Below are 25,114 nucleotides of genomic sequence, written 5' to 3' on the forward strand. Positions count from 1 at the left end.
TCAGGACTCCTTGAGGGCGATCGTCTCGACCGCGTTCGCGACCTTCTCGAAGGCGTCCGCGGCCTCCTCGAGCTTCTCGACGATCTCCTTGAGCTTGAGCAGGAGGATCGGGTCGCTGATCTCGTCGAACAGCTGCGCGAGGAGCTTGCGGTAGGACTTGTCGGCCTGGTTCTCGAGGCGGTTGACCTCGACCCAGTACTCGGCGAGCGAGTCCATCGAACGCAGGCGGGGCATGGCCTCGGCCGTGAGCTCGGCGGCGCGCTGGAGCACCTGGACCTGGTCGGCGACGCGCGGCGGCAGCTCGCCGATCTTGTACAGGACCATGAGGTCCGCGGCCTCGTCCATGAAGTCCATGCAGTCGTCGAGCGCGGACGCGAGCATGTAGATGTCGTCGCGGTCGAACGGGGTCACGAACGTCTGGTTGAGCCGACGCATGATCTGGTGCGTCGCCTCGTCGGCCAGGTGCTCGGCCTCCGACATCCGCTTGTTGAGCTCCTTGCGGGCGGCGCTGGACGCACCGAGCATCTCGCCGAGCAGGTTCGACCCTGTGACGAGGTGCTGCGCCGAGGCGGCGAACAGGTCGAAGAACGTGGTGTCGCGCGGTGTCAGGCGCAGGCGCACTTCAGGCTCCGGAGGAGGGGCGGCAGGTCGGGATCAGGCTAGTTGCACGACGACGCTCACGTGAAACGCGAGTGTCGCGGGTATGGACCCGGGGTGACAGCCGAAGTCTGCCACTGTCCGGGGCTCTCCTGGTCAGGACCTGGGTCGGGGGTTCCGGACGCGGGGGGTGCATCCGGTCCCACGGCCGGGTGGTCGTGGGTGCGACGTCGGACCGGGAGCGCCTCTCGGCGCGCGGCCGCTCGAAGCGGCTGAAGATGGAGCCCGGGGCTACCGCGGTCCGACGTCGCCCGACCATCGTAAGACCCCGCAGCGGTGCGATCGACGCCGCGGGCGTGGGCACGGTCCAGGTCCAGGTCCAGGCCCCGGTGCCGCACGTCACAGCGGCCGGTGCACCTCGACGGCCACCACGCGCGGTCCCGCGGCGCGCTGCGCGACGTGCGCGACGAGCACCTGGCCGGGACGCAGGTAGGGGTCCGTGGGCGGGAGCGCCTCACGGGCGCCGCGTCGCGCGTGCGCGGCGAGCGTCTCGAGCACCGTGGGGAGTACGGGCCGGTGCGTGCACAGCAGAGCGTCCTGCGTGCGGTGCAGCAGGTCCGTGACGACCTCGACGACCGCGCCCGGGTCGGCCGCGTGCCCGTGCTCGGACAGCGCGGGGACGTGCTCGATCGGCACCTGCGCGTGCGACGCGTACGGCTGCGTGGTCTCGACGCAGCGCCGCCACGGGCTCGTCACGACGCGCGCGGCGCCGAACGCCGACACGACCGGCACCAGCCCCGCCGCCTGGTGGCGCCCGTCGGCCGTGAGCGGCCGTGAGGCCTCGTCGTCGGGCCACGCGGCGCGGGAGCGCGCGCTGCCGTGCCGGGCGACGACGAGCGCGCGCGTGTCCAGACGGCCGCGGGCGTGCTCCTCGACGAGCGCGACGAGCGGCACCCGGTCCGCCGGGCGGGTGAGCCGCGCCGCGGCGGCCTCGACGTCGTACCAGCGCACCTGGTCGATCTCGTCGCGCGACGCCCGCGGGACCGGCGGGCGGGCCCGCAGCGCGGCCGCGTCCTGGCGCCCGGCGACCTGCGCCGCCCAGTAGTGCACGCGCTTGAGCCGGCCGTCGGACAGCCGGTACTCGAGCGGGGGCAGCGGGACGCCCAGCACCACGTCGTGGGTGGTCTCCTCGGCGACCTCGCGCCACGCGGCCTCGACGACCGTCTCGCCCGGGTCGATCTTGCCCTTGGGCCACGACCAGTCCCGGTACCGGGGCCGGTGCACGAGCGCGACCTGCAGCCGGCCCGTGCGCACGCGCCAGACGAGGGCACCGGCCGCCTCCACGACGGCCCCGCGTGCCGGTACGGTCACCGGCCCGAGCCCGGGCGCCGCCGCTGGCGCGTGATGAGGACGGACTGCAGGTCGACCAGCGGGGTGCCGTCCTCGGCGTACGCGTGGCGCCGCCAGGCGCCGTCCGGGCCGAGGTGCCACGAGGACGTGGTGTCCGCGACGGACTCGTCGACCAGGTCGACCAGCTCGGCGACCTGGTCGGGGTCCGCGACACGCACGAGCGCCTCGACTCGGCGGTCCAGGTTGCGGTGCATGAGGTCCGCCGAGCCGATCAGCACCTCGGGGCCCGTGAAGCCGTCGTCGTCGGCGGGCGTCGCGTGCGCGAACGCGAAGATGCGCGAGTGCTCGAGGAACCGCCCGAGGATCGAGCGCACCCGGATCGTCTCGCTCAGGCCCGGCACGCCGGGCCGCAGCGCGCAGATGCCGCGCACCACCAGGTCGACGGGCACGCCCGCCTGGCTCGCGCGGTACAGCGCGTCGATCGTGGTCTCGTCGACCATCGAGTTGACCTTGATCTTGATCCACGCGGGCTGCCCGGCCCGCGCGGCCCGCGCCTCGCGGTCGATGCGCTCCACCAGCCCGCTGCGGACCGAGCGCGGCGCGACGAGCAGGCGGTGGAACCGGCTCTTGGGGGCGTACCCCGAGAGCTGGTTGAACAGCCGCGTCAGGTCCTGGCCGACCTCGGGGTCCGCGGTCAGCAGGCCCAGGTCGGTGTACAGGCGCGCGGTCTTCGGGTGGTAGTTGCCGGTGCCGACGTGGCTGTAGCGGCGCAGGCCGTCGGCCTCCTGGCGGACGACGAGCGAGAGCTTGCAGTGCGTCTTGAGCCCGACGATGCCGTACACCACGTGCACGCCCGCCTGCTCGAGCTTGCGTGCCCAGGAGATGTTGTTCTGCTCGTCGAACCGCGCCTTGATCTCGACGAGCGCGAGCACCTGCTTGCCGGCCTCGGCCGCGTCGATCAGGGCGTCGACGATCGGGGAGTCGCCCGACGTGCGGTACAGCGTCTGCTTGATCGCGAGGACGTTCGGGTCGGCCGCCGCCTGCTCGAGGAACGTCTGCACGCTCGTCGAGAACGAGTCGTACGGGTGGTGCAGCAGGATGTCGCGCTCGCGGATCTTGGCGAACACGTCCGTCGGCGTGGCCGACTCCACCTCGGCGAGCTGGCGGTGCGTCGTCGGGACGAACCGCGGGAACTGCAGCTCCGCGCGGTCGAGGTCCGCGATGACGTTCAGGCCCGTCTGGTCCAGCGGCGCGGGCAGCTCGTACACCTCGTCCTCGGCCATGCCGAGCTCGCGGACCAGGAGCGTGCGGATGCGCGGGCTGATCCCCTCCGCGAGCTCGAGGCGCACGGGCGGGCCGAACCGCCGGCGCAGGAGCTCCTTCTCCATGGCCTTGAGCAGGTTCTCGGCGTCGTCCTCCTCGACCTCCACGTCCTCGTTGCGCGTCACGCGGAACGTGTGGTGCTCGCGCACCTCCATGCCCGGGAACAGGTGCTCGAGGTGCTCGGAGATGACGTCCTCGACGGGCACGAAGCTCGTCGGGCCCTTCTCGACCGTCGCCGACTGCTCGTCGGGCGCGCTCGGCCGGCCCGAGGCGTCCACCACGATGAACCGCGGCAGCAGCGGCGGCACCTTGACGCGCGCGAAGTGCTCCTTGCCGGTCGTGGGGTTCACGACGACGACCGCGAGGTTGAGCGAGAGCCCGGAGATGTACGGGAAGGGGTGCGCCGGGTCCACCGCGAGCGGCGTCAGCACCGGGAAGATCTGCCGGCGGAAGAACTTGCGCAGCCGGTCCTGCTCGGAGTCCCCGAGGTCCTGCCAGCGCACCAGCGTGATGCCCTCGGCGGCGAGCGCGGGCTGCACCTGGTCCGCGAACACGCGCGCGTGCCGGTCCATCAGCTCGTGCGCCTTCTCGCTGATCGCCTCGAGCACCTGGCGCGGGCTCAGGCCGGACGCCGCGGTCATCGCGATGCCCGTCGCGATGCGTCGCTTGAGGCCCGCGACGCGGACCATGAAGAACTCGTCGAGGTTCGACGCGAAGATCGCCAGGAACCGCACGCGCTCGAGCAGCGGCAGGTCCGCGTCTTCCGCGAGCTCCAGGACCCGCTGGTTGAACGCGAGCCACGACAGCTCTCGGTCGAGGAAGCGGTCGTCGGGCAGGGGGGTGCTCTCGGCGTCCCGGTGCGCCTCCTCGGCCAGCGCGAGGTGCTCGGCGATGCGGGCCTCGAGCTCGGAGTCGAGGGCGGTCGCGTCGGTCATGCGCCCATCGTGGCATCCCCGGGTGAACGAGGCGTGTCGTCGCCGAACATCACGTCGACCGCGGACCGCTCGAACCCCGCACGGCGGTAGGTGCGGATCGCGACCTCGTTCGAGGCCTCCGTGTAGAGGATCACCTCACGCAGCCCGGCCAGGGTCAGGTGCGTCAGCCCGAGGTCCGTCAGCGCGCCGCCCAGGCCGAGGCCCTGCGCGTCCGGGTCCACGCCGACGACGTAGATCTCGCCGACGGGCTCGGGGCCGTGCTCGCCCGCGGCGTGCACCTTCGTCCACACCGAGCCGAGCAGCATGCCGTCGCGCTCCGCGAGCAGGAACCCCGCCGGGTCGAACCACGGCTCGGCCTCGCGCGCCCGCAGGTCCGCGCTGGTCATCCGGCCCTGCTCGGGGTGGTGCGCGAACGCGCGCGAGTTGACGCGACGCCACGCCTCCTCGTCCTGCCCGGGGACGAACCGGCGGACGCGCACGCCCGTCGGCAGGGTGCGGTCGGGCGCCTGCGGGCGGCGCGCGAGCTCCAGGCGCATCTGCCACAGCTCGCGCACCACCGCCATGCCGGCGGAGCGCGCGAGGGCCCGCGCCGCGGGCAGGTCGCCGTGCGCCCACACGTGCAGCGCCCGGCGCGGCGACTCGTCGGCCGTCGCGCGGGCGGCGTCCAGCAGCGCGCGGCCCATCCCCGCGCGGCGGTGGTCCGGGTGCACGACGAGCTCCGCGCGCGCGGTCGTCCCGCTGCCGACGTCGACCTGCGCGTAGCCGACGACGTGCGCGTCGGCGTCGTCGCCGGTGGTCGCGACGAGGTGCACGACGCGCGCTTCGTCGGACTCGAGCGACAGCAGCGGCTGCTCCGACAGCGGGGCGACCTCGTCGTGCACGGCCGCGGCAGCGGCCAGGGCCCGCACGGCGTCGGCGGTCACGGGTGCGAGGGGTGCGGGGCGTGCGGCCACCGCGATGCGCGCCTTCGTCGGCTCCACCATCCACCCATCCCACCACGCGAGACGGGTCAGGGGCACCAGGTCACCCGTGCGAGCGACACGTGGGCTGCGGCTCGACGCCGGTCGCGTCACGCCACCCGCAGGCGGTCGCCGAACCCCCTGTGGCACGACCCCACGGTGACGTACGTTGGTCCGATCATGGACCTCAGCCCCGACCTCTCGCGCGTGAGCGGACGGGACCGTGACCCGGTGCCCGCAGCAACCGCGCCCACGGGCGCGCCGACCAGGGAGGACGCCTCGCCGAGCAGGACAATGCCCCCGCTGCCGACGACCGCCGACCCGCTGGACCATCGGCCGGACGCCGGTGCGCCGACGAACCCGTCGGGCACCCGGCGCGTGACCCGCCGCAGCCTGCGCGAGGCGGCGGACGCGGCTGCCGAGCCGGCGCGGGCGGACCTCGAGCAGGCCGCCCCGGCCACCGGCGCCCCGGGCCGGCGCGCGACGCCGGACGTGCCGCAGCCCTCGCGCTCGACCCGCCGCTCGCGCCGGGCCGCCGTGTCCGAGGCACCCACGCGTCCCGTCGTCGACGTCGACGTCGTCGTGATCGGCGCCGGCCAGGCCGGCCTCTCCGCGGCGTACCACCTCCACAAGGCCGGGCTCGTGCCCGTGGGCGACCGCGGCTGGCAGGACGCGGAGGCGACGTTCGTCGTGCTCGACGACGCCCTGGCGCCCGGCGGCGCGTGGCAGCACCGCCCGCCCGGCATGCGCGTGTCCGACGCGCACGGCGTGCACGACCTGCCGGGCATGCCCCTGCTCGTGCCCGACCCCGCCGAGAGCGCCGCACACGCGGTGCCGTACTACTTCGCGCAGTACGAGGAGGCGTTCGGCCTGCACGTGCAGCGGCCCGTGGCCGTGACGCGCGTCGAGGACGAGGACGCCGACGAGGCGCCCGCAGGCGGACGACGCCTCGTCGTGACGTCGCACCTCGTCGACTCGCCGGGCGAGGAGGTGCTCTGGCGCGCGCGTGGCCTGGTCAACGCGTCGGGGACATGGCGCAAGCCGTTCTGGCCCACCTACCCCGGGCGGGCCGCGTTCCGCGGCCGCCAGCTCCACTCGCGTGACGTGCTCGACCCCGGCGCGCTCGCCGACGGGCACGTCGTCGTGGTCGGCGGCGGGACCTCGGCCGCGCAGCTGCTGCTCGCGCTCGCGGACGTCACGACGACCACCTGGGTCACCCGCCGCCCGCCGGCCTGGCGCGACGGACAGCTCACGCCCGAGCTCGGGCGGGCCGCCGTCGCGCTCGTCGACGAGCGCACCCGTGCCGGGCTGCCGCCGGGCTCGATCGTCTCGGTCACCGGCCTCCCGCTCACCGATGCGTACCGCGCCGGCATCGACGCGGGCGTGCTGCGCGCCCGGCCCGCGTTCAGCCGGATCGTCCCCGACGGCGTCGTGTGGGACGACCCGGTGCCGCCGCCCGTGCCCGCCGCGGAGCCGTTCGACGGTGTCGTGCCGGGGCTCGGTGCGTGGGTCGGCGGGGACGCGCACGTCGCCGCCCGGACCCTCGTGTGGGCGACCGGCTACCGCCCCGCGCTGGACCACCTGGCGCCCCTGCGGCTGCGCGGCCCGCGCGGCGGGATCGTCATGGACGGCACGCGCGTCGCCGCCGACCCGCGCCTGCACCTCGTCGGGTACGGGCCGTCCGCGTCGACCGTCGGCGCCAACCGCGCCGGGCGCGACGCGGTGCGCGAGCTGCTGGGTCACCTCGCCCTGCGCTGACGCGCCCGCACCCGCACGTGCCGGGGGCCCGGGCACACGGTCCGGGCCCCCGGTACGGGGTGTGCGTCCGTCAGGAGCAGACGACCGGGACGGCGCCCGTCGGCGCGGTGCCCGAGCCGATGAACCCGTACTCGGCGCTCTGCCCCGGCGCGAGCGAGCCGTTCCACGCCGCGTTCGCGACCGTGACCGCGCTCGTGCCGGAGAACGTGCCGCCCCAGCCCTGCGCGACCGTCGCGCCGGACAGCGTGAACGACGTCGACCACGCCGCGATCGGCCTGGCGCCCGCCGTGACCTTCACCGAGCCCTGGAACCCGCCCGGCCAGCGCCCGACGACCGTGAACGTCGCCGTGCAGGTGCCGCCCGGCGTCGTCGTGGGCTCGTGCGTCGGCTCCTGGGTGGGCTCGTCGGTCGGGTCGACGGTGGGCTCGACGGTGGGCTCGTCGGTCGGCTCCTGGGTCGGGTCGGTCCCGCCGCCGTAGACCTTCGCCGTCACGGCGGTCGCCTTGATGCCGTTCGCGCCGTCGAAGATGCGCGTACCCCACGTCGACTTCCGGGCCGGGTCGAACCCGGTCACCATGTCGAGGTACTCGACCCCGCCGCCGTTGCCCGACCACGACCAGCCGTAGTAGCCGATCCCGCGCGCCGCGGCCTCGGACATGATCGTGTCCTCGTCGGGGTCGCCGTCGGAGTGCATGTTGCCGAACTCGCCGATCACGAGCGGCAGGCCCTTGGCCTTGAACGCGTCGAGGTACGTCCGGATCGTCGACGCGTTGTTGTACACGCCGTACATGTGGACCGAGAACAGCACGTTGCCGTCGGGGTCGCCCGCCGCGACCGTCTGGGCGTTGTCGCGCATGATCCCGGCCCAGTCCTGGCCCCACGACGGGGCGTCGACCACGATGTTGTGATGCAGGCCCGCGGCGCGCAGCTTCTTGATCGCCGCGACGGTGTCGGCGGTCCACGTCGCGTTCGCGGTGGCGTTGTTGCCGTACGGCTCGTTGCCGATGTTGATCTGGACGTAGTCCTCCTGGCCGATCAGCGCCGACCTGATGCCCACCCAGTAGCTCGCGGCGGTGTCGAGCGTGACGGCGCCGCTCTGCTCGCCGTACCCGGTGGTGTCGTGGTTCTCGAGCATGCAGATGAGCTTGTTCGCCTTGCACAGGCTGATGACGTTCGCGACGTCCGCCGCGTCGTTCTTGGTCCACCGGTCGCCGCCCGACAGGACGACGCGCAGCGCGTTCGCGCCCGCGGCCCGGATCGCGGGGATCGCGGTCGGGGTCTGCGAGGTGTACCAGGTGTGCGCGTGGCTCACGCCGCGTGCGACGAACGGGGTGCCGTCCTTCTCCACGAGCGTCGTGCCGGAGACGTGAAGCCCGGGCGGGGTGGCGGCATGCGCCGAGGTGGCCAGGGCCGTCGCGCCGAGCGCGGCGACGAGGGCGGCCGCGGCGGCGCCGGCGAGCAGGGGTCGAGACCTCATGGAAATCCTCTTTCCTGAGAGCCTCGGCGACTGGGCTGTGGGGTCTGCCGAAGTTCCACTGGTGTCCGTGGTCACGACGTCGTGACCGATGGGTTGGCTGAGTGCCCGCCGAGGCGCGCACGGGCGACACCCAACCACCCGCACCATCCGACGAGGACCCGCTAATCGATTCCGTCCGCACCTGCCACGGACGGACGCGGGCACGCGTGCCTCGAGCCCGGGCCGTCTCGACGACGACCCGGGCCCGAGGGCGTGCGTGCTCAGTCCTGCGACGCGGCCGCCGGGGTGGAGAGCCCCTGGGCGATGAGGTCCATCACGGACGAGTCCGCGAGGGTCGTCGCGTCCCCGACCTGCCGGTTCTCGGCGACGTCCCGCAGCAGGCGACGCATGATCTTGCCCGAGCGCGTCTTGGGCAGCTCGGCGACGACGAGCACCTGACGCGGCTTGGCGATCGGGCCGATCTCCTTGGCGACGTGGTTGCGCAGCGTCGTCTGCACGTCCTGCGCCGGCAGGTCCCCCGCCTCGGAGTCGCCGCGCAGGATCACGAACGCGACGACGGCCTGGCCGGTCGTCTCGTCGGCCGCGCCGACGACCGCGGCCTCCGCGACCCACGGGTGCGAGACCAGCGCGGACTCGATCTCCGTGGTCGACAGCCGGTGCCCGGAGACGTTCATGACGTCGTCGACGCGGCCGAGGAGCCAGATGTCGCCGTCCTCGTCCTTCTTCGCGCCGTCACCCGCGAAGTACAGACCCCGGAAGCGGGACCAGTACGTGTCGACGTAGCGCTGGCGGTCGCCCCAGATGCCGCGCAGCATCGCCGGCCACGGCTCGGTGAGCACCAGGTAGCCCCCGGAGCCGTCCGGGACCGAATGCGCCTCGTCGTCCACGACGTCCGCGGCGATGCCCGGCAGCGGGACCTGCGCGGAGCCCGGCTTGGTCTCCGTGACGCCGGGCAGGGGGCTGATCATGATCGCGCCCGTCTCGGTCTGCCACCACGTGTCGACGATCGGTGCCCGGTCCCCGCCGACGACCCGGCGGTACCACATCCACGCCTCGGGGTTGATGGGCTCGCCCACCGACCCGAGCACGCGCAGCGACGACAGGTCGAACTGCGCGGGGATCTCCTCGCCCCACTTCATGCACGTGCGGATCGCCGTGGGCGCCGTGTAGAGGATCGTCACCCCGTACTTCTGCACGATCTCCCACCAGCGGCCGCGGTGCGGCGTGTCCGGCGTGCCCTCGTAGATCACCTGCGTCGCGCCGTTCACCAGCGGGCCGTACACGACGTACGTGTGCCCGGTGATCCAGCCGACGTCGGCCGTGCACCAGTACACGTCCGTCTCGGCCTTGAGGTCGAAGACGTTGAGGTGCGTGTACGCCGCCTGTGCCAGGTAGCCGCCCGTGGTGTGGAAGATGCCCTTCGGCTTCCCCGTGGTGCCCGAGGTGTAGAGGATGAACAGCGGGTGCTCGGCCTCGACGTCGACCGGGGTGTGCTCGTCGGACGCCGTGTCGACGACGTCCGACCACCACACGTCGCGACCCTCGGTCCACTCCACCGGCTGGCCGGTGCGCTTGACGACGAGCACGTGCTCGACGCTCGGGGCGCCCTTCGCGAGCGCCTCGTCGACGGCCGGCTTGAGCGCCGAGGCCGCACCGCGCCGGAAGCCCCCGTCCGCCGTGACGACGAGCTTCGCCTCGGCGTCGAGGATCCGGCTGTGCAGCGCCTCGGCGGAGAAGCCGCCGAACACCACGGAGTGCGGCGCGCCGATCCGCGCGCACGCGAGCATCGTGACGACCGCCTCCGGGATCATCGGCAGGTACACCGCGACCCGGTCGCCGGTGGTGACGCCCAGCGACGTCAGCGCGTTCGCGGCCCGCGAGACCTCGCGCTGGAGGTCCGCGTACGTGAGCGTGCGCGTGTCGCCGCCCTCACCCTCGAAGTGCAGCGCGACCTTGTCCCCGCGGCCCGCCTCCACGTGCCGGTCCACCGCGTTGTACGCGGCGTTCAGCCGACCGTCGGCGAACCAGCGCGCGACCGGCGCGTCCGACCAGTCGAGCGTCTGCTCGAAGGGTGTGCTCCACGTCAGCAGCTCACGCGCCTGCTCGCCCCAGAACGCGGGTCGGTCGGCGTTCGCCCACGAGTACAGGTCGGCGCTCGCGTTCGCCTGGGCGGCGAACTCGGCGGACGGCGGGAAGCGGCGGTCCTCGGAGAGCAGGTTCTCCAGGCCGCCGGCGGTCGGGTCGGACACGCGGGCCTCCAGGTGCAGCGACATCGGTGCGGGTGTCGGAGTCGGGGACCAAAGTCCCTCCGCTGGGGAACTCTAGTCACGTCGCGGACCGAAGTGCCCGGAAGACCCGTGTTCCTGGTCCGCCGGGTGGTGCGGACGAGCGCGGCGCCGTGCCTCAGCGGTGCCGTTCGCGGAACGTGCCCAGCCGCACGCCCTGCCGGTGCACGGCGGTCGCCACGACCCCCGCGAGCAGCACCAGGAAGCCCGCGACGAGCAGCGTCCCGGACGTGCCCGCGACCGTCACCTCGACCGCGGTGGAACGCCACTCGCTCCCCTCGACGACGTTCAGCACCTGCGTGCGCACCACGTCGGGCGACACCAGCGCCACACCGCCCAGCACGCTGAGGATCGCCCCGCCCGTGTAGGGCGCGGCGGGCGTCCAGGCCGCGAGGAGCGCGACCCAGCCGAGCGCGAGCAGCCCGAGCGCGACGAGCACGACGCCCGACCAGTCGAGCGTCGCGTCCCACCCGACGACCTGCGCCGCGAGGATGCGCGACTGCCCGAGCAGCAGCACACCCGCCGCGAGCGGGGCGAGCACGAGCCCGACGAGCGCGCCCAGCACGTGGGTGCCCACGGACGCGCGTGCCGGGGCGTGGGCGTCCGGGAACAGGTCCGGCTTCTGCGCTGCGGGCTCGCGCGTCGGTGCGTCGGTCGCGGGCAGGACGCGGGTGCCGTCGGCGGGCGTGCCCGCGGGCGCGGTGGCGACCGTCGGGTCGGCCGGGCCGGCCGGCGCCGCGGGTGCGGCCGGTGCGGTGGTCGCGGGTCCGGCCGGGGTCGGGCGCGCGCTCGTGCGGGCCGGCGGCGGGTCGACGGGAGCGGGCCGGACCGCGGCGTGGCGGCCCGTGTCGAGCCCCGGCTCGGGTGCGGGGGAGGAGGTGGCGTCCCGTGCCGGTCGGTCGTCGGGACCGGTGCGGTCGGGGCGACGCTCGTCGTCAGAGGTGCTCATCACGGCTCTCCCGGGTCGAGGCGGTGCCGTGCTGCACCGCCACCGCGATCACCGTAGGGCGGGCTCCTGCCCCTGCGCAGCCCGGGCGGGCGCGACCACCGGCGTGTCGACGGACCCGTCGAGGGGTTCGTCGAGGGGCTCGTCGGCGGACGCGGCCGCCGGCAGCGGTGCGGTCGGGCCGCCGTCGGACGCGCTCGTCGTCGCGACGAACCCCGGCTCGGCCACGCGCGGCGTCGCCCGGTACGCGTAGGCCGCGCCGACGAGCAGCGCACCGCCGATGGTGTTGCCGACGCCGACGAACAGCACGTTGCGCGCGAACTCGGCGACCGTGGCGCCCGGCAGGCCACCCATGAGACCCAGCGACATCGTCGTCATGTTCGCCACCACGTGCTCGAAGCCCGAGGTGATGAACACCATGACGCACGCGAAGATCGCCGCGATCTTCGCGGCCTCGCTGCGCAGACGCGTCGCGCACCACACCGCGAGGCAGACCAGCAGGTTGCACAGGATGCCGCGCACGAGCAGCTGCGCGTTCGTCTCGTGCGCCTTGTGCTCCACCATCCGGGCGATCTGCTGGCCCGCGGCGGTGTCGGGTGCGGTCACGCCGGAGACGTGCACGAGCGCGGCGAACAGGATCGACCCCAGCAGGTTGCCCGCGAGCACCGCGAGCAGCGTGAGCCCGCCCATGCCCCAGGTGATGCGGCGGCGCATCGCGCCCTGCGTGAGCATCATCATCGCGGAGGTCGCGAGCTCGCCCCCCGCCACGACGACGATCGTCAGCGCGACGCCGAACACCATGCCCTGCACGAGCGGGGCGAACGGGTTGCCGGCCGCGACGAGCGGGCCGCCGGCCTCGACCATGATCACCACGCCGATGCCGATGTACGCGCCCGCGAGCATGGTCCGCACGGCGAACAGCCACGGGGTCGACAGCAGGCGGACCTTGTGGTGCGCGGCCTCGACCTGCGTCTCGACGGCCTCCTCGATGCTCAGCACCCGACCAGGGTCGCAAGGCCGGGCGTCCGGCTCGTGGGACGAAAGGGCCGCCCGGACGCCCGCGTGCCCGCGCGTCGTATGTTCGTCCGCGTGACCCACCTGTTCAGCCCGCTCACGCTGCGCGGCACCACGTTCACCAACCGCGCCTGGCTCGCCCCGATGTGCCAGTACTCCTCGAGCGACGGCTTCCCCGACGACTGGCACCTGGTCCACCTGGGTGCGCGCGCCGCGGGCGGCTTCGGGCTGCTGCTCACCGAGGCGAGCGCCGTGGTGCCCGAGGGTCGCATCTCGCCGCAGGACGCCGGGCTCTGGTCCGACGAGCACGCGGTGGCGTGGCGCCGCGTCACCGACTTCGTGCACGCGCGGGGCGCGCGCATCGGCGTGCAGCTCGCCCACGCCGGGCGCAAGGCCTCGGTGCACCGCCCGTTCGGCCACGGGTCCGGCTCGGTGCCGCCCGCCGAGGGCGGCTGGGCCACCGTCGCGCCGTCCGCGCTCGCGTTCCCGGACCTCGCGACGCCCGCCGCGATGACGCCCGACGAGGTCGCCGCCGTGCCCGCGGCGTTCGCCGCCGCCGCGCGCCGAGCCGTGACCGCCGGGTTCGACGTCGTCGAGGTGCACGCCGCGCACGGGTACCTGCTGCACCAGTTCCTCTCGCCGCTGTCCAACACCCGCGACGACGAGTGGGGCGGGTCCCCCGAGAACCGCGCGCGGCTGCTCGTCGAGACCGTCGACGCCGTGCGGGCCGTGTGGCCCGACGACCGGCCGCTGCTCGTGCGGGTCTCGGCGACCGACTGGACCCCCGGCGGGCTCACGGTCGACGACGTCGCCGAGGTGGTGCGCGGGCTCGCCGGCCACGGCGTGGACCTCGTCGACGTCTCGTCGGGCGGTAACGCGCCCGCCTCGATCCCGGTCGAGCCCGGCTACCAGGTGCCACTGGCGCGGCGCGTGCGGGAGGTGGGCGGTCTGCCCGTCGCCGCCGTCGGGCTGCTCGACGAGCCGCGCCTCGCGGAGAAGGTCCTCGCGGCGGGCGACGCGGACGCCGTGCTGCTCGGGCGCGTCGCGCTGCGCGACCCGTCGTGGCCGCTGCGCGCCGCGTACGAGCTCGGCGAGCGGCTCGACGCCCTGCCCGCGGGTGACGACGCGGGCGGCAGCGTGCCGCTCGAGGCGGTCGGCTCGACGGGCTACCAGCCGCAGTACGCGCGGGGCGCCTTCCGCTGACCGGTCCGGCCGGCCGGCCGTCGGGCTCGCCCTTCGGTCAGTCGCCCCGGGCCGCCGCCGCGACCGCGGCCGCCACGCGCGTCGTCACCTCCGGGTTGAAGACGCTCGGGACGATGTAGGTCGGGTTCAGCTCGTCCGGCCGGACCACCGCGGCGAGCGCGCCCGCGGCCGCGAGCAGCATCGCGTCCGTGATGCGGTGGCCCTGCGCGTCGAGCAGACCGCGGAACACGCCCGGGAACGCGAGCACGTTGTTGATCTGGTTCGCGAAGTCCGAGCGGCCCGTGCCGACGACCGCGGCGTACTGCGCGGCGTCGTCCGGGTCGACCTCCGGGCGCGGGTTGGCGAGCGCGAACACGATCGCGTCGCCCGCCATGCGGGACACCTCGTAGCCCGTGATCACGTCCGGCGCCGACACCCCGATGAACACGTCCGCGCCGACGAGCGCGTCCCCGATCGTCCCGGAGACGCCGCGCGGGTTCGTCGCCGCCGCCGTCCACCGCAGCTGCGGCGTCAGGCCCGGCCGGTCGGGGTGCACGACGCCGTCCACGTCCGCCACCACGACGTCGTCGGCCCCCGCCGCGAGCAGCAGCTTGAGCACCGCGGTGCCGGCCGCACCCGCACCCGAGAGCACGATCCGCACGTCCTCGATCCGCTTGCCCACCACCTGGAGCGCGTTCGTCAGCGCCGCGACCACGACGATCGCCGTGCCGTGCTGGTCGTCGTGGAACACCGGGATGTCCAGCCGCTCCCGCAGCCGGCGCTCGACCTCGAAGCAGCGCGGCGCGCTGATGTCCTCCAGGTTGATGCCCGCGAACACCGGCGCGATCGCGCACACCGCCTCGACGATCTGGTCCACGTCCGTGGTGTCGAGGGCGATCGGGAACGCGTCGATGTCCGCGAACCGCTTGAACAGCACCGCCTTGCCCTCCATCACCGGCAGCGCCGCCAGCGGGCCGATGTCCCCGAGCCCGAGCACCGCCGTGCCGTCCGTGACGACCGCGATGGTGTTGCGCTTGATCGTGAGGCGGCGTGCGTCCTCCGGGCGGGCCGCGATCGCCTCGCACACGCGCGCGACGCCCGGCGTGTACGCCATCGACAGGTCGTCGCGGTTGCGCAGCGGCACCTTGGACGTGATCTCGAGCTTGCCGCCCAGGTGCAGCAGGAACGTGCGGTCCGAGACCCGGTCGACCGCCACCCCGGTGAGCGCGCCGAGCGCGGCGACGATCTGCTGCGCGTGCTCCTCGCCGAGGGTCGCGCACGTGACGTCCACCTGCATCTGCTCGTGCCCCGAGGCGGTCACGTCCAGCGCCGTGACGATGCCGCCCGCCTGCTCGATCGCCGTCGTCAGCTCGCTGACCGCGGTGGGCCGCGCGGCGACGTGCAGGCGCGCGGTGATGGACGACGACACGCTCGGCCCGACCATGGCGCCAGTCTGTCGCCGCCCACGCCCCCCGTCGCGCCGAGCGCCCCCACCCCGCCGCCCGCACCCACCCCCCTTGCCGTGAAGTCGCGGATCCCTCGCGGGGTCGTGCGTCTCTCGGTCAGTCGCGCGGTCATCCGCGCGACGTACCGGCAGACTCGCGACCTCGCGGACCGGGGCGGGGGCGGTGTGGGGCCGGTGGTGTGGGGGGGCCGGTAGGTTCGAGCGGTGACGCAGGATGCGCTGGCCGGGTGGGTCGACGTGACGGCCGACGCCGTCGGACGAGCACGCTCCGCGTGCGCCGAGCTGCGATGGCACGAGGCGTACCGGCGGCGGTGGCGCGAGGTGCGCGCCGAGGCCGGGCTGCGTGCCGCGCACGCCAGTGCGGCGCTCGAGGGCGCCCGGCTGCCGCTCGAGCTGGTGCGCTCCCTCGCGACGGGCGGCACGGCGCTCGGGCACACCGACGCCTCGGCGCGCTCGGACACCGACGCCTCGGCGCGCGGGGGCACCGGCGGGCCGGCGCGCGAGGCGGGCGCCGAGGCCGTGCTCGTCGGGGCCCTGCGCGGAGCCTCGTTCGTCGACGCGCTCGTGCCCGACCTGGGCGCGCAGCAGGCCGCCGCGCTGCCACCGCTGCCGCAGCTCCTGGCGCGCGCGCACACGCTCGTCGGTGCGGGCTGGCTGCCCGTCGAGCAGCTCGGGCGCCTGCGCACCGACGAGCCCGCCCTCGACCAGCGCGGCCTCGGCCGCGCACCCACCGGCCGCGAGGTCGCCGCCCGGGTCGACCTGCTGGCCCGCACGATCGCGACCACGCAGGCCCCCGCGCTCGTCGTCGCCGCGCTCGTGCACGCCGAGGTGCTCGCGGTCCGGCCGTTCGTCGCGGGCAACGGGCTGGTCGCGCGGGCCGTCGCGCGCGCGCTCGCCACGACCGGCGGGCTCGACCCGACCGGTTCCGTGCTGCCCGAGGTCGTCTGGGCCGCGGCGCCGCAGCAGTACGTCGCCGCGGTCGCCGGCTATGCGACCGGTGAGCCGCAGCGCGTCGCTGCCTGGTTCGGCACGTACGCCGACGCCGTGGTCGCGGGTGCTGCGCAGGCGCGCCAGGTGGCGGACGCCGTCCTCGCGGGCCGCCTGACCCCACCGCAGTGACATCACCGCGCTGACGTCACCGCTCTGACGTCAGCGCTCTCGTCGTGTGGACGCAAGACGACGGCGTCCCGGAGGACGCCGTCGTCGGAGCTGCTGCCGCGAGGGTGATCATGCGTGCACTCGAATGGTTCGCAACGGGACCAGCCCGGTCGACCTGCCCGAAGGTGGGCAACACCTGCGCGTGGGTGCCTTCGCGGCTCTGCAGTTGTGCTCACTGTGATACGCCGGTTCCCGCCGCGGCGGTAGTGGGACGCGCGTCGCCGCAGGTCAGCGACGAGCCAGTCGCCGGATGGCAAGACTCACGTCCGGCATACGGACCTTGATCCGCGCGAACCGGTCATCTCGGACGCGTGCGGCGCCACCACCACCAGGCCACCACGCCCGCGACCGCCGCCCCGACGACGACCGCGCTCGCGACACGGGCCTCGCGGTCGAACGCGAACAGCGGCACGGGCCGACGGAACGTCAGCACGCCCCACCCGGACTCCGCCGCGAGCCGGCGCAGCGCCCGGTCCGGGTTCACGGCGAACCCGTGCCCGACGGTCCCCAGCATCGGTGCGTCCGTGATCGAGTCCGAGTACGCGAAGCACTCCGCCAGGTCGTAGCCGTGCGTGCCCGCGAGATCGCGGATCGCCCGGGCCTTGTTCTCGCCGTACGCGTAGAAGTCGATCTCGCCGGTGTACCGGCCGTCGACCACCTGCATGCGCGTCGCGACGACGTGGTCCGCGCCCAGCACCGCCGCGATCGGCTCGACGATCTCGCTGCCTGACGCGGAGACGATCACGACGTCACGGCCGGCCGCGTGGTGCTCCGCGATGAGGTCCACCGCCTCGGCGTAGACCGTCGGGTCGATCGCCTCGTGCAGCGTCTCGGCGACGATCTGCGAGACCTGCTCGGTGGGCCAGCCGGTGACCGTGCGCGACAGGCTCGCGCGCAGGCGCTCGGTCTGGGCGGCGTCCGCGCCACCCATGAGGTAGAGGAGCTGCGCGACCGCCGTGCGCAGCACGTTCCGGCGGGTGAGCAGCCCCTCGGCGAGGAAGCCGCGCGAGAACGCGGTGGCCGACGACGTCGCGATGATCGTCTTGTCGAGGTCGAAGAACGCGGCGGAGCGCGGGTGCGACCCCCGGTGCGCGCCGGGCGCGGAGCGGTGCGCGGGGGCGTCGTCGGACATCCGCACTCCTCTCGTCGGGCTGTCTCGTCGGCCGGTCTCGTCGGGCTGTCTCGTCGGATGCGCTCGTCGGATGCGCCCGCCGGAGGCGCTCGTCGATCGAGTTGGACCCCGCGAGCGTAGCGAGGGCCGCCCACACCGCACCCGCGTTCGGCTCCGGTCCGCCACCCGACCCCAGCCCCCCGACGCGCACCGTCCGTCCACAGCCGGCGCCCTCCGTGCTTCGGCCGTGCGCGGCGTGCGGCAGCGTCGACGTCGTCCGGGACGTGACGGAGGTGGACGGTGACGGAGCTCCCTGGAGCGACATGGCGCGGTCGGGACGGCGGCACCCCCCGCCCGGTGCTCGACGCGCCGGTCGCCGTCCCGCCTCGTGGTCCGGACGGCGCGGCGGCGGCGTGGGGCGCGCCGTCGCCGCGTCCCACGACGCCCGCGCTCGCCGCACCGCCCGCCTGGCCCACCCCGGTCGGGGCGCGCACGGAGCGTGGCCGCGCGCTCGTCGTCGGCGTCGTGGGGGCGCGTGGGGGAGCCGGGGCGTCGACGTTCGCGGCCGCGCTCGCGGCGCGCTTCGCGCGGCGGACCGCCACCGCGCTCGTCGACCTCGACCGCTGCTCGGCGGGGGTCGACGTGCTGCTCGCGCTCGAGGACAGCGACGGTGTGCGCTGGCCCGACCTGACCTCGGCGCGCGGCGACGTCGACGGTGCCCAGGTGCTCGCCCTGCTGCCGCGCTGGGGTCCGTGCGCCGTGCTCTCCGCGGACCGGCACCGGCCGGGGCTGCCGGACGCCGGCGTGCTGGCCGACGTGCTGCACGCGCTCGGCGGCGTGTGCGGGGTCGTCGTGCTCGACCTCGAACGAGTCGGCGTCGTCACCGGTGACTCGTTCGCGCCCGTCTGCGACGCGGTCGTCGTCGTCGCGCCGCGCGATCTGCGGTCCGCCGCCGGGCTCCTCGCGCTGCGCGGGACGCTCGTCGCGCACGGTGCGCTCGTCGGGTTGGTGACGACCGGGCCGTCGCCCGGAGGGCTGGGGTCCGACGAGCTCGCGCACGCCGTCGACCTGCCGGTCCTGGCCCGCCTCGGGGTCGACCGGCGGACCGCCGCGGCGACCGAGCGAGGTGGTGTGCCGCTCACCGGCGCCGTGGCGCGGGCCGCCGCGCGCGTCGCCCGCGCGGTCGTGCGGGACGCGCCGTCGCCCGGCAGCCCGGTCGCGGTGCGCGACGAGCCCGCGGCCGTCGTGCGAGGGCCCTGGTGAGCGGCGGTGCGCACGCGACCGGTGCCCTGGCGGCCGGTGGGCTCACGACCGGTGCGCTCACGACCGGTGCGCTCACGACCGATGCGCGCGGGGTCGGTGGGCGCGCGGGCGGTGGACCCGGGGTCGGTGGGCTCCCGCCGGCCGGGTCCCCGGTGCTCGCCGGCGAGCTGGTCGACGCCGTGCGCGAGCGGCTGCGTGGCACCACGCCGGGCGACCACGAGCTCGCCCGCGCCGTCGAGCAGGTCGCGCGTGAACGCGGGACGGTGCTCGGCTCGGCAGCGCTGCCCACGGCGGTGCAGGCCGTGCGCGCCGCGATCCTCGGTGCCGGGCCGCTGCAGCCGTTCCTCGACGACCCGAGGGTCAGCGACGTGCTCGTCAACGGCCCGCGGGACGTGTGGGTCGAGCTCGACGGGCGCCTCACCCGCACCGACGTCGACCTCGGGGCGCACGACGACGTGCGCGCGCTCGCGGTGCGGCTCGCCGCCGCCGGCGGGCAACGGCTCGACGACGGGGCGCCCACGGTCGACGCACGCCTGCCCGACGGCACGCGCCTGCACGCGGTGCTGCCCCCGGTCGCGGGCGGGTGCACGCTGCTGAGCCTGCGCGTGGTGCGGCAGCGCACGCTGTCCATGCCCGAGCTCGTGCGCGTCGGGACGGTCGCGCCCGGTCTCGTCGGCGTGCTGCACGCCCTGGTCGAGTCGCGCGCCAACCTCCTCGTCTCCGGGGCCACGGGCGCCGGGAAGACGACGCTGCTGGCCGCGCTGCTCGCCTGGGCGGGGCACGACGAGCGGATCGTCGTGATCGAGGAGTCCGGCGAGCTCGCGCCGCAGCACCCGCACGTCGTGCGGCTGCTCGCGCGCCGGGCGAACGTCGAGGGCGTCGGCCGGGTGGACCTCGCCGAGCTCGTGCGCCAGTCGCTGCGCATGCGGCCCGACCGGATCGTGCTGGGCGAATGCCGCGGCGCCGAGGTGCGCGAGGTGATGGCCGCCCTCAACACCGGCCACGACGGCGGTTGCGCGACCGTGCACGCCAACGCGGCTGCCGACGTGCCGGCCCGGCTCGAGGCACTGGCCGCGCTCGCGGGGCTCGGCCGCGAGGCGACCGCCGCGCAGGCGTCGGCGGCGTTCGACGCGGTGCTGCACCTGCGCCGGACCGGGCCGGGGCGGACGCGGCGGATGCTCGCGGAGGTGGCCGTCGTCGGGCGCTCGTCCGACGGGCTGGACGTGCGCACGGCAGTCGAGGTGGACGAGGCCGGTGGTGTGCGCCGCGGTCCCGGCTGGCCACGGCTCGCGGCGCGCATCGGGCTCGGCGCGCGCATCGGGCCGGCCGACGACGCGGACGCCGGTGACCGCGGCGGGCCGCCCGTCGCGCTCGCGCCGCCCGCTGCGCTCGCGCGGCCCGTCGCGCTCGCGCCGGCCGGGCGCGCCCCGTGAGCGTGGTCGTGGGGATGTCGAGCGCGGCCGCGGTCCTGGTGGTCGCGGGAGTCGGGCCGCGCCGGGCGCTCCTGCGGACGTCCGCGCCTGACCCGTCGCCACGCGGTGACGCCCCCGGCCCGGGCCGGGACCTCGAGGACGTGCTGGTGGCGGTCGGTGCGCAGCTGCGTGCGGGTCGTCCGCCCGGTGCCGCGTGGGCGTCGGCGCTCGGCCGCCCCGTCGACGGCGACGTGCCTGAGCTCGCCGCGCTGGTCGCCGCGTGCGGGCGCCGCGGTCGGCTGGGCCGGCGCGACGACGAGCGGCTCGTCGAGCGGGCTGCGGCCGTGGTCGCGGCCGCACGCACCGCGCACGAGCTCGGTGCGCCGCTGGCCGCGATGCTGCTGCACGTGAGCGACTCGCTCGCGGCCGACGCGGCCGAGCGCGACGACGTCGAGGCGGCGCTCGCCGGCCCGCGCGCGACGGCGCGGGTCCTGGGGTGGTTGCCGGTGCTGGGTGTGGGTCTCGGTGCGCTGCTGGGTGCCGACCCGCTCGCGGTGCTGCTGGGCGGTGGCCTGGGGAGCGTGGCGGGCGTCGCGGGGGTCGTGCTCCTGCTCGTCGGGCGGGGATGGACGCGGCGTCTCGTCGCCCGGGCTGCGCGCGGCGGGGGCTGACGTCGTGCTCGCGGCCGTGGGCGCCCTGCTCGTGGTGACCCCGTGGGTCGTGGCGCGCCGGAGCCCGGGTGTGCCGGGAGGAGCCGCGCGCGTCGCGGTCGAGCGGGCCGCGCCACCCGTCGACCCGGTGCTGCTGCTCGAGCTCGTCGACGCGGCGGTGGCGTCGGGTGCGTCGCTGCCGCGCGCGCTGCGGGCGGTGGGTGCCGCGGCGGGCGGGGGTGCGGGCCGTGCGGTCGACGCCGCCGGTGCCGCGCTCGTGCTCGGGGCGTCCTGGGCCGCGGCGTGGGCGGACGCGCCGCCGGAGGTCCACGACGTGCGCGACTGCCTCGAGCAGGCGTGGGCGAACGGTGCCGCGCCGGGGCCGGCGGCGCGCGCCCGGGCGGCTGCGGTGCGGCGCGACCGTCGTCGTCGTGCCCGGACGGCGGGCGCCTCGCTCGGGGTGCACCTGGTGCTGCCCCTCGGGTTGTGCTTCCTGCCCGCGTTCGCCCTGCTCGGCCTGGTGCCGCTCGTCATGGGACTCGGCGCCGGGCTGCTCGACGGAGTGCTCCCGTGACGCCTGCCCTCCACCCGACCACAGCCCGCCGACCGGGGCGGCCCGTCCCCAGATGCGCCGAGCACGCCGGCACCCGCGCGGCGGGCGCACGACGCTGGCCGCGGCCGGGTCCGACCGGCCGGGCGACCACCGCCCACCGACCGTGCCCGACGGGCCGGCGGACGACCGACGCCGGCGCGAGCCGGCAGACAGGAGGTGCTCGATGGACGGCACGGCACTCGCGCAGCGCCCGCGCACCACGCCCGACGAGGGTGCGCGCGACGACCGCGGCGACGGGCAGCGACGCGCGCCGGGCTGGGTCCCGCAGCGCGTCGCGCGCAGGCTCGCGGCCGGGACCCGGGACGCCGGCATGGCGACCGCGGAGTACGCGATCGCGACGCTCGCCGCGGTCGGCTTCGCGGGGCTGCTCGTCGTGATCCTCAAGAGCAACGAGGTGCGCGGGCTGCTCAGCGGGATCGTCAAGCAGGCGTTGTCCCTGTGAGGCGCGGGCAGGCCGACCGCGGGGCGGTGACGGCGGAGCTCGCGGTCGGCCTGCCCGCGGTGGCCGTCCTGCTGCTCGTGGTGCTGGGCGTGAGCGCGGCGGGCGTGGTGCAGCAGCGCTGTGCGGAGGCGGCGCGCACCGCGGCCCGGCTCGCGGCGCTCGGGGAGGACGACGCGACGGCCGTCGCGGGTGCGCGTCACGTCGCGGGAGACGCCGCCCGGGTCGACCTCGCGCGCGACGACGGCTGGGTCACGGTGTCGGTGGCGTCGGCGTTCCCCGTCGCCGGGCTGGGTGAGGCCCTGACCGTCCGGGGCGCGGCGACCGCCTGGGAGGAGCCGTGAGCCTCGAACCGTCCGGGGACCGCGGGCCGCGGCACGCGCGCACCGGTCGGCGCGACGAGCGCGGTGCGGGGACGGCCCTGATGCTCGCGGTCGCGCTCGCGGCGCTGCTCGGCTGCGGCGCGGTCGCCACGGTGGTGGCCGCGCACGCGGCCCGCGGGCGGGCGCAGGCGGGGGCGGACCTCGCGGCGCTCGCAGCCGCGACCCGGGCCCAGCGCGGTGCGGACGCCGCGAGCGCGTGCGCGCACGCCGAGCAGGCCGCCGGGCGCAACGGGGTCGAGCTGGTGGCGTGCGCGCTCGGCGCCGGCGGGATCGTGACGGTGGACGTGCAGGCGCGGGCCGTCGGCTCGTCGGTCCGTGCGCACGCCCGTGCCGGACCGCGAGCGGCGCGCACGCAGTCGCGGTCAGCCGGTGGCGTGGGCGAGGACCGCGTCGAGCAGGCGCAGGGCGGCGGCCTTGTCGAGCGGGTGGTTCCCGTTGCCGCACTTGGGGGACTGCACGCACGCGGGACAACCGGTGGCGCACGGGCAGGAGGAGATGGCGTCGCGCGTCGCGCGCAGCCACGTGGCGCCCAGGTGGAAGCCGCGCTCGGCGAACCCCGCGCCGCCGGGGTGGGCGTCGTGGACGAAGACCGTCGCCTCGCCCGTGTCCGGGTGCAGGGCGGTCGACAGGCCGCCCAGGTCCCACCGGTCGCACGTGGCGAGCAGGGGGAGCAGCCCGATGGAGGCGTGCTCGGCGGCGTGCAGGGCGCCGGGCAGCGCCTCGAGCGTCACGACAGCCTCCTCCAGCACGGACGCGGGCACGGTCCACCAGACCGACGAGGTGCGCAGCGTGCGGGCCGGCAGCTCGAGGTCCTCGTAGCCGAGCACCGCCAGGTCCGGCAGGTGCTTGCGCTGGAACCCGAGCACCTGCGACGTGACGTCGACGGTCCCGAGGTGCCAGGTGACCGGGCCCCACCGGCGCTCGTCGACGACGTCGACCACCGCGGTGGTGGTGAGCCAGCGCGCCCAGGTCCCGTAGTCGACGTCCCGCCGGGTGACGAGCGCGACGTCGTCGGCGTGGTGCAGGTCGTCCACGACGAACGTCGCGCCCTGGTGCACGTAGACCGCGCCGGGGTGCAGCGTCGCGTCGGCGGACGCGGCGTCGACCGTGCCGAGCACGCGGCCGGTCTCCGACTCGACCACGCGCACCGGGTTGCCGCCCGAGCCGCGCAGGTCGGTCAGGCGCGACGCGGGCTCGGCGTGCGTCCAGTACCACCCGGACGGGCGGCGACGCAGCACGCCGTGCGCGACGAGGTCGTCGAGCACTGCTGCGGCACGCTCGCCGAACAGGTCGAGCTCGTCGGTGCGCACGGGGCGCTCGGCCGCGGCGGCGCACAGGTGAGGCGCGAGCACGTACGGGTTGGTCGGGTCGAACGCGGTGGCCTCGACGGGGGCGTCGAGTGCGGCCTCGGGGTGGTGCACCAGGTAGGTGTCGAGCGGGTCCTCGCGCGCGACCAGGACGACGACCCCGTCGGCCCCCGCCCGTCCGGCGCGGCCCGCCTGCTGCCAGAACGACACCCGCGTGCCGGGCCAGCCCGCGATGAGCACGGCGTCCAGGCCGGAGATGTCGACGCCCAGCTCGAGCGCGTTGGTGGTCGCGAGCGCGCGCAGCGACCCGGTGCGGATGGCCTGCTCGAGCGCACGTCGCTCCTCGGGCAGGTAGCCGCCGCGGTACGCCTGGACCGTGCCGCGCAGCGCGGGGTCGACGGCCCCCACGTGCTCGCGCGTCGTGGTGGCGACCGACTCCGCGGCACGGCGCGAGCGCGTGAACGCGAGCGTGCGCCCGCCGTGCGCGACGAGGTCCGCGAGCAGGTCCGCGACCTCGGCCGTCGCCGTGCGCCGGGGGCGGTCCTCGGGCTCGCCCGGGGTCGCCCAGGGGTCCTCGTCGGGCAGCAGGGACGCCCACGGCGTGTGCGCGTCGGACCCGTGACCGGGCAGCTCGGGGGGCTGCCACAGCACGACGGTCTTGCGTCCGGCGGGCGACGCGTCGACCGTGACGGCCTCGACCTCGGCGGGCGCGACGCCCAGGAGCCGCGCGGCGCTCTGCTCGGGGTCGGCGGTCGTCGCGGACGCGAGGACGAACGTCGGCGTGGCGCCGTACGCGGCGGCGAGCCGGCGCAGGCGTCGCAGGACCAGCGCGACGTGCGCGCCGAACACCCCGCGGAACGCGTGGCACTCGTCGAGCACCACGTAGCGCAGCGACGCGAGCAGGCGGGACCAGCGCTCGTGCTGCGGCAGGAACGAGAAGTGCAGGAAGTCGGGGTTCGTCAGGACGACGTCGGCATGGTCGCGGACCCAGCGCCGCTCGTCGGGCGAGGTGTCACCGTCGCAGGTCGCCACACGCACGTCACGGACCTGCGCGGCGGCCAGGAGCCGCTCGACGGCCGCGAGCTGGTCGGCCGCGAGCGCCTTCGTCGGGCACAGGTACAGCACGCCCGCGCGGCGCCGGGCGGACTCGATGCGGCCCGGGTCCAGCGACGCCTCCGCGGCGCGGCCGCGCACCGCGCTGAGTGCGGGCAGCCAGTAGGCCAGGGACTTGCCGGACCCGGTCGAGGTCGCCAGGACGGTGTGCCGACCGGCCCACGCGGCCTCGGCCGCCTGCACCTGGTGCCGCCACGGCGCCTCGACGCCGAGCGCGCGGTAGCCGCGCACGAGGTCCGGGTCCGCCCACGTGGGCCACGACCCGCGTTCGCCTGCGCGGGCCGGCAGGTGGCGCACGTGGGTCGCGCGGTCGGCTCGTCGTCCGCCGGCGAGCAGCACGTCGAGCAGCTCGTCGGACTCCACGCGACCATGCT

At 75.8% G+C, this 25,114-nt stretch carries 20 protein-coding genes and 1 pseudogene; 10 read left to right on the plus strand and 11 right to left on the minus strand.

The window, feature by feature from the left end; all coding sequences use genetic code 11:
- The 4 genes from CUD01_RS04000 to mshD form a co-directional block, all read right to left on the minus strand.
- Positions 1–621 carry a DUF47 domain-containing protein gene (locus tag CUD01_RS04000; RefSeq protein WP_094180877.1) on the minus strand — a complete coding sequence of 207 codons (621 nt, stop codon included), beginning with the start codon at positions 619–621 and terminating at the stop codon, positions 1–3.
- Between the two features lie 375 nt (positions 622–996).
- A complete protein-coding gene (locus CUD01_RS04005) occupies positions 997–1,968 on the minus strand; it encodes an NUDIX hydrolase (RefSeq protein ID WP_141318918.1) in 972 nt (323 codons plus the stop codon).
- Positions 1,965–4,205, minus strand: a complete 2,241-nt coding sequence (locus tag CUD01_RS04010; RefSeq protein WP_141318920.1) for an RNA degradosome polyphosphate kinase — start codon at positions 4,203–4,205, stop codon at positions 1,965–1,967. The genes CUD01_RS04005 and CUD01_RS04010 overlap by 4 nt, the downstream gene beginning before the upstream one ends.
- A complete protein-coding gene (mshD, locus tag CUD01_RS04015; RefSeq protein ID WP_141318922.1) occupies positions 4,202–5,188 on the minus strand; it encodes a mycothiol synthase in 987 nt (328 codons plus the stop codon). Before mshD ends, CUD01_RS04010 begins: the two co-directional genes overlap by 4 nt.
- Positions 5,189–5,458: 270 nt before the next feature.
- Between mshD and CUD01_RS04020 the strand changes: the two genes are divergently transcribed.
- Entirely contained in the window at positions 5,459–6,922 is a 1,464-nt protein-coding gene (locus tag CUD01_RS04020; RefSeq protein WP_243861266.1) for an NAD(P)-binding domain-containing protein, read from the plus strand.
- 70 nt (positions 6,923–6,992) lie between these two features.
- On the opposite strand, the gene CUD01_RS17220 is transcribed toward CUD01_RS04020, so the two are convergent.
- From CUD01_RS17220 to CUD01_RS04040, 4 genes are all read right to left on the minus strand, one after another.
- Positions 6,993–8,399: a cellulase family glycosylhydrolase gene (locus CUD01_RS17220; RefSeq protein ID WP_141318924.1), complete on the minus strand. Its 1,407-nt coding sequence runs from the start codon at positions 8,397–8,399 to the stop codon at positions 6,993–6,995.
- Positions 8,400–8,659: 260 nt separating this feature from the next.
- A complete protein-coding gene (gene acs / locus CUD01_RS04030) occupies positions 8,660–10,672 on the minus strand; it encodes an acetate--CoA ligase (protein WP_141318926.1) in 2,013 nt (670 codons plus the stop codon).
- Positions 10,673–10,802: 130 nt separating this feature from the next.
- A complete protein-coding gene (locus tag CUD01_RS04035) occupies positions 10,803–11,633 on the minus strand; it encodes a hypothetical protein (RefSeq protein WP_141318928.1) in 831 nt (276 codons plus the stop codon).
- Between the two features lie 48 nt (positions 11,634–11,681).
- Positions 11,682–12,629: a formate/nitrite transporter family protein gene (locus CUD01_RS04040; RefSeq protein ID WP_141318930.1), complete on the minus strand. Its 948-nt coding sequence runs from the start codon at positions 12,627–12,629 to the stop codon at positions 11,682–11,684.
- A 90-nt stretch (positions 12,630–12,719) separates the two neighbouring features.
- Here CUD01_RS04040 and CUD01_RS04045 point away from each other — a divergent pair, with 90 nt between their 5' ends.
- Entirely contained in the window at positions 12,720–13,847 is a 1,128-nt protein-coding gene (locus tag CUD01_RS04045) for an NADH:flavin oxidoreductase/NADH oxidase (RefSeq protein WP_218023833.1), read from the plus strand.
- Between the two features lie 37 nt (positions 13,848–13,884).
- Here the strand turns inward: CUD01_RS04045 and CUD01_RS04050 are convergent, their stop codons facing one another.
- Complete coding sequence (locus CUD01_RS04050; RefSeq protein WP_094180867.1) at positions 13,885–15,270, minus strand: NAD-dependent malic enzyme; 1,386 nt, start codon at positions 15,268–15,270, stop codon at positions 13,885–13,887.
- Between the two features lie 225 nt (positions 15,271–15,495).
- On the opposite strand from CUD01_RS04050, the gene CUD01_RS04055 reads away from it, so the two are divergent.
- Positions 15,496–16,410: a Fic family protein gene (locus CUD01_RS04055; RefSeq protein ID WP_166772185.1), complete on the plus strand. Its 915-nt coding sequence runs from the start codon at positions 15,496–15,498 to the stop codon at positions 16,408–16,410.
- Positions 16,411–16,747: 337 nt separating this feature from the next.
- On the opposite strand, the gene CUD01_RS04060 is transcribed toward CUD01_RS04055, so the two are convergent.
- Positions 16,748–17,581, minus strand: coding sequence for an HAD family hydrolase (locus CUD01_RS04060; protein ID WP_141318932.1), 834 nt, complete (start codon positions 17,579–17,581; stop codon positions 16,748–16,750).
- Positions 17,582–17,860: 279 nt separating this feature from the next.
- On the opposite strand from CUD01_RS04060, the gene CUD01_RS04065 reads away from it, so the two are divergent.
- From CUD01_RS04065 to CUD01_RS17345, 7 genes and pseudogenes are all read left to right on the plus strand, one after another.
- Positions 17,861–18,823, plus strand: coding sequence for a CpaE-like family protein (locus CUD01_RS04065; protein WP_174773819.1), 963 nt, complete (start codon positions 17,861–17,863; stop codon positions 18,821–18,823).
- 152 nt (positions 18,824–18,975) lie between these two features.
- Complete coding sequence (locus tag CUD01_RS04070) at positions 18,976–20,256, plus strand: TadA family conjugal transfer-associated ATPase (RefSeq protein WP_141318976.1); 1,281 nt, start codon at positions 18,976–18,978, stop codon at positions 20,254–20,256.
- Positions 20,253–20,906 carry a type II secretion system F family protein gene (locus tag CUD01_RS04075; protein WP_141318934.1) on the plus strand — a complete coding sequence of 218 codons (654 nt, stop codon included), beginning with the start codon at positions 20,253–20,255 and terminating at the stop codon, positions 20,904–20,906. The genes CUD01_RS04070 and CUD01_RS04075 overlap by 4 nt, the downstream gene beginning before the upstream one ends.
- Before the next feature lie 4 nt (positions 20,907–20,910).
- Positions 20,911–21,459 carry a type II secretion system F family protein gene (locus tag CUD01_RS04080; RefSeq protein WP_244937648.1) on the plus strand — a complete coding sequence of 183 codons (549 nt, stop codon included), beginning with the start codon at positions 20,911–20,913 and terminating at the stop codon, positions 21,457–21,459.
- 202 nt (positions 21,460–21,661) lie between these two features.
- Positions 21,662–21,940 carry a DUF4244 domain-containing protein gene (locus CUD01_RS04085; protein ID WP_094180863.1) on the plus strand — a complete coding sequence of 93 codons (279 nt, stop codon included), beginning with the start codon at positions 21,662–21,664 and terminating at the stop codon, positions 21,938–21,940.
- Positions 21,937–22,281, plus strand: a complete 345-nt coding sequence (locus CUD01_RS04090; protein WP_141318936.1) for a TadE family type IV pilus minor pilin — start codon at positions 21,937–21,939, stop codon at positions 22,279–22,281. The genes CUD01_RS04085 and CUD01_RS04090 overlap by 4 nt, the downstream gene beginning before the upstream one ends.
- Positions 22,278–22,646: pseudogene (locus CUD01_RS17345) on the plus strand (hypothetical protein); the annotation flags it as partial. The gene CUD01_RS04090 and the pseudogene CUD01_RS17345, both read left to right, overlap by 4 nt.
- 36 nt (positions 22,647–22,682) lie before the next feature.
- Here the strand turns inward: CUD01_RS17345 and CUD01_RS04100 are convergent.
- The gene (locus CUD01_RS04100; protein ID WP_141318938.1) at positions 22,683–25,103 is read right to left on the minus strand and encodes a DEAD/DEAH box helicase; all 2,421 of its coding nucleotides are present in this window, start codon (positions 25,101–25,103) and stop codon (positions 22,683–22,685) included.
- Between the last annotated feature and the right edge of the window lie 11 nt (positions 25,104–25,114).

It is taken from the genome of Cellulomonas uda (assembly GCF_006538705.1).
GTDB classification, from domain to species: Bacteria; Actinomycetota; Actinomycetes; order Actinomycetales; family Cellulomonadaceae; genus Cellulomonas; species Cellulomonas uda.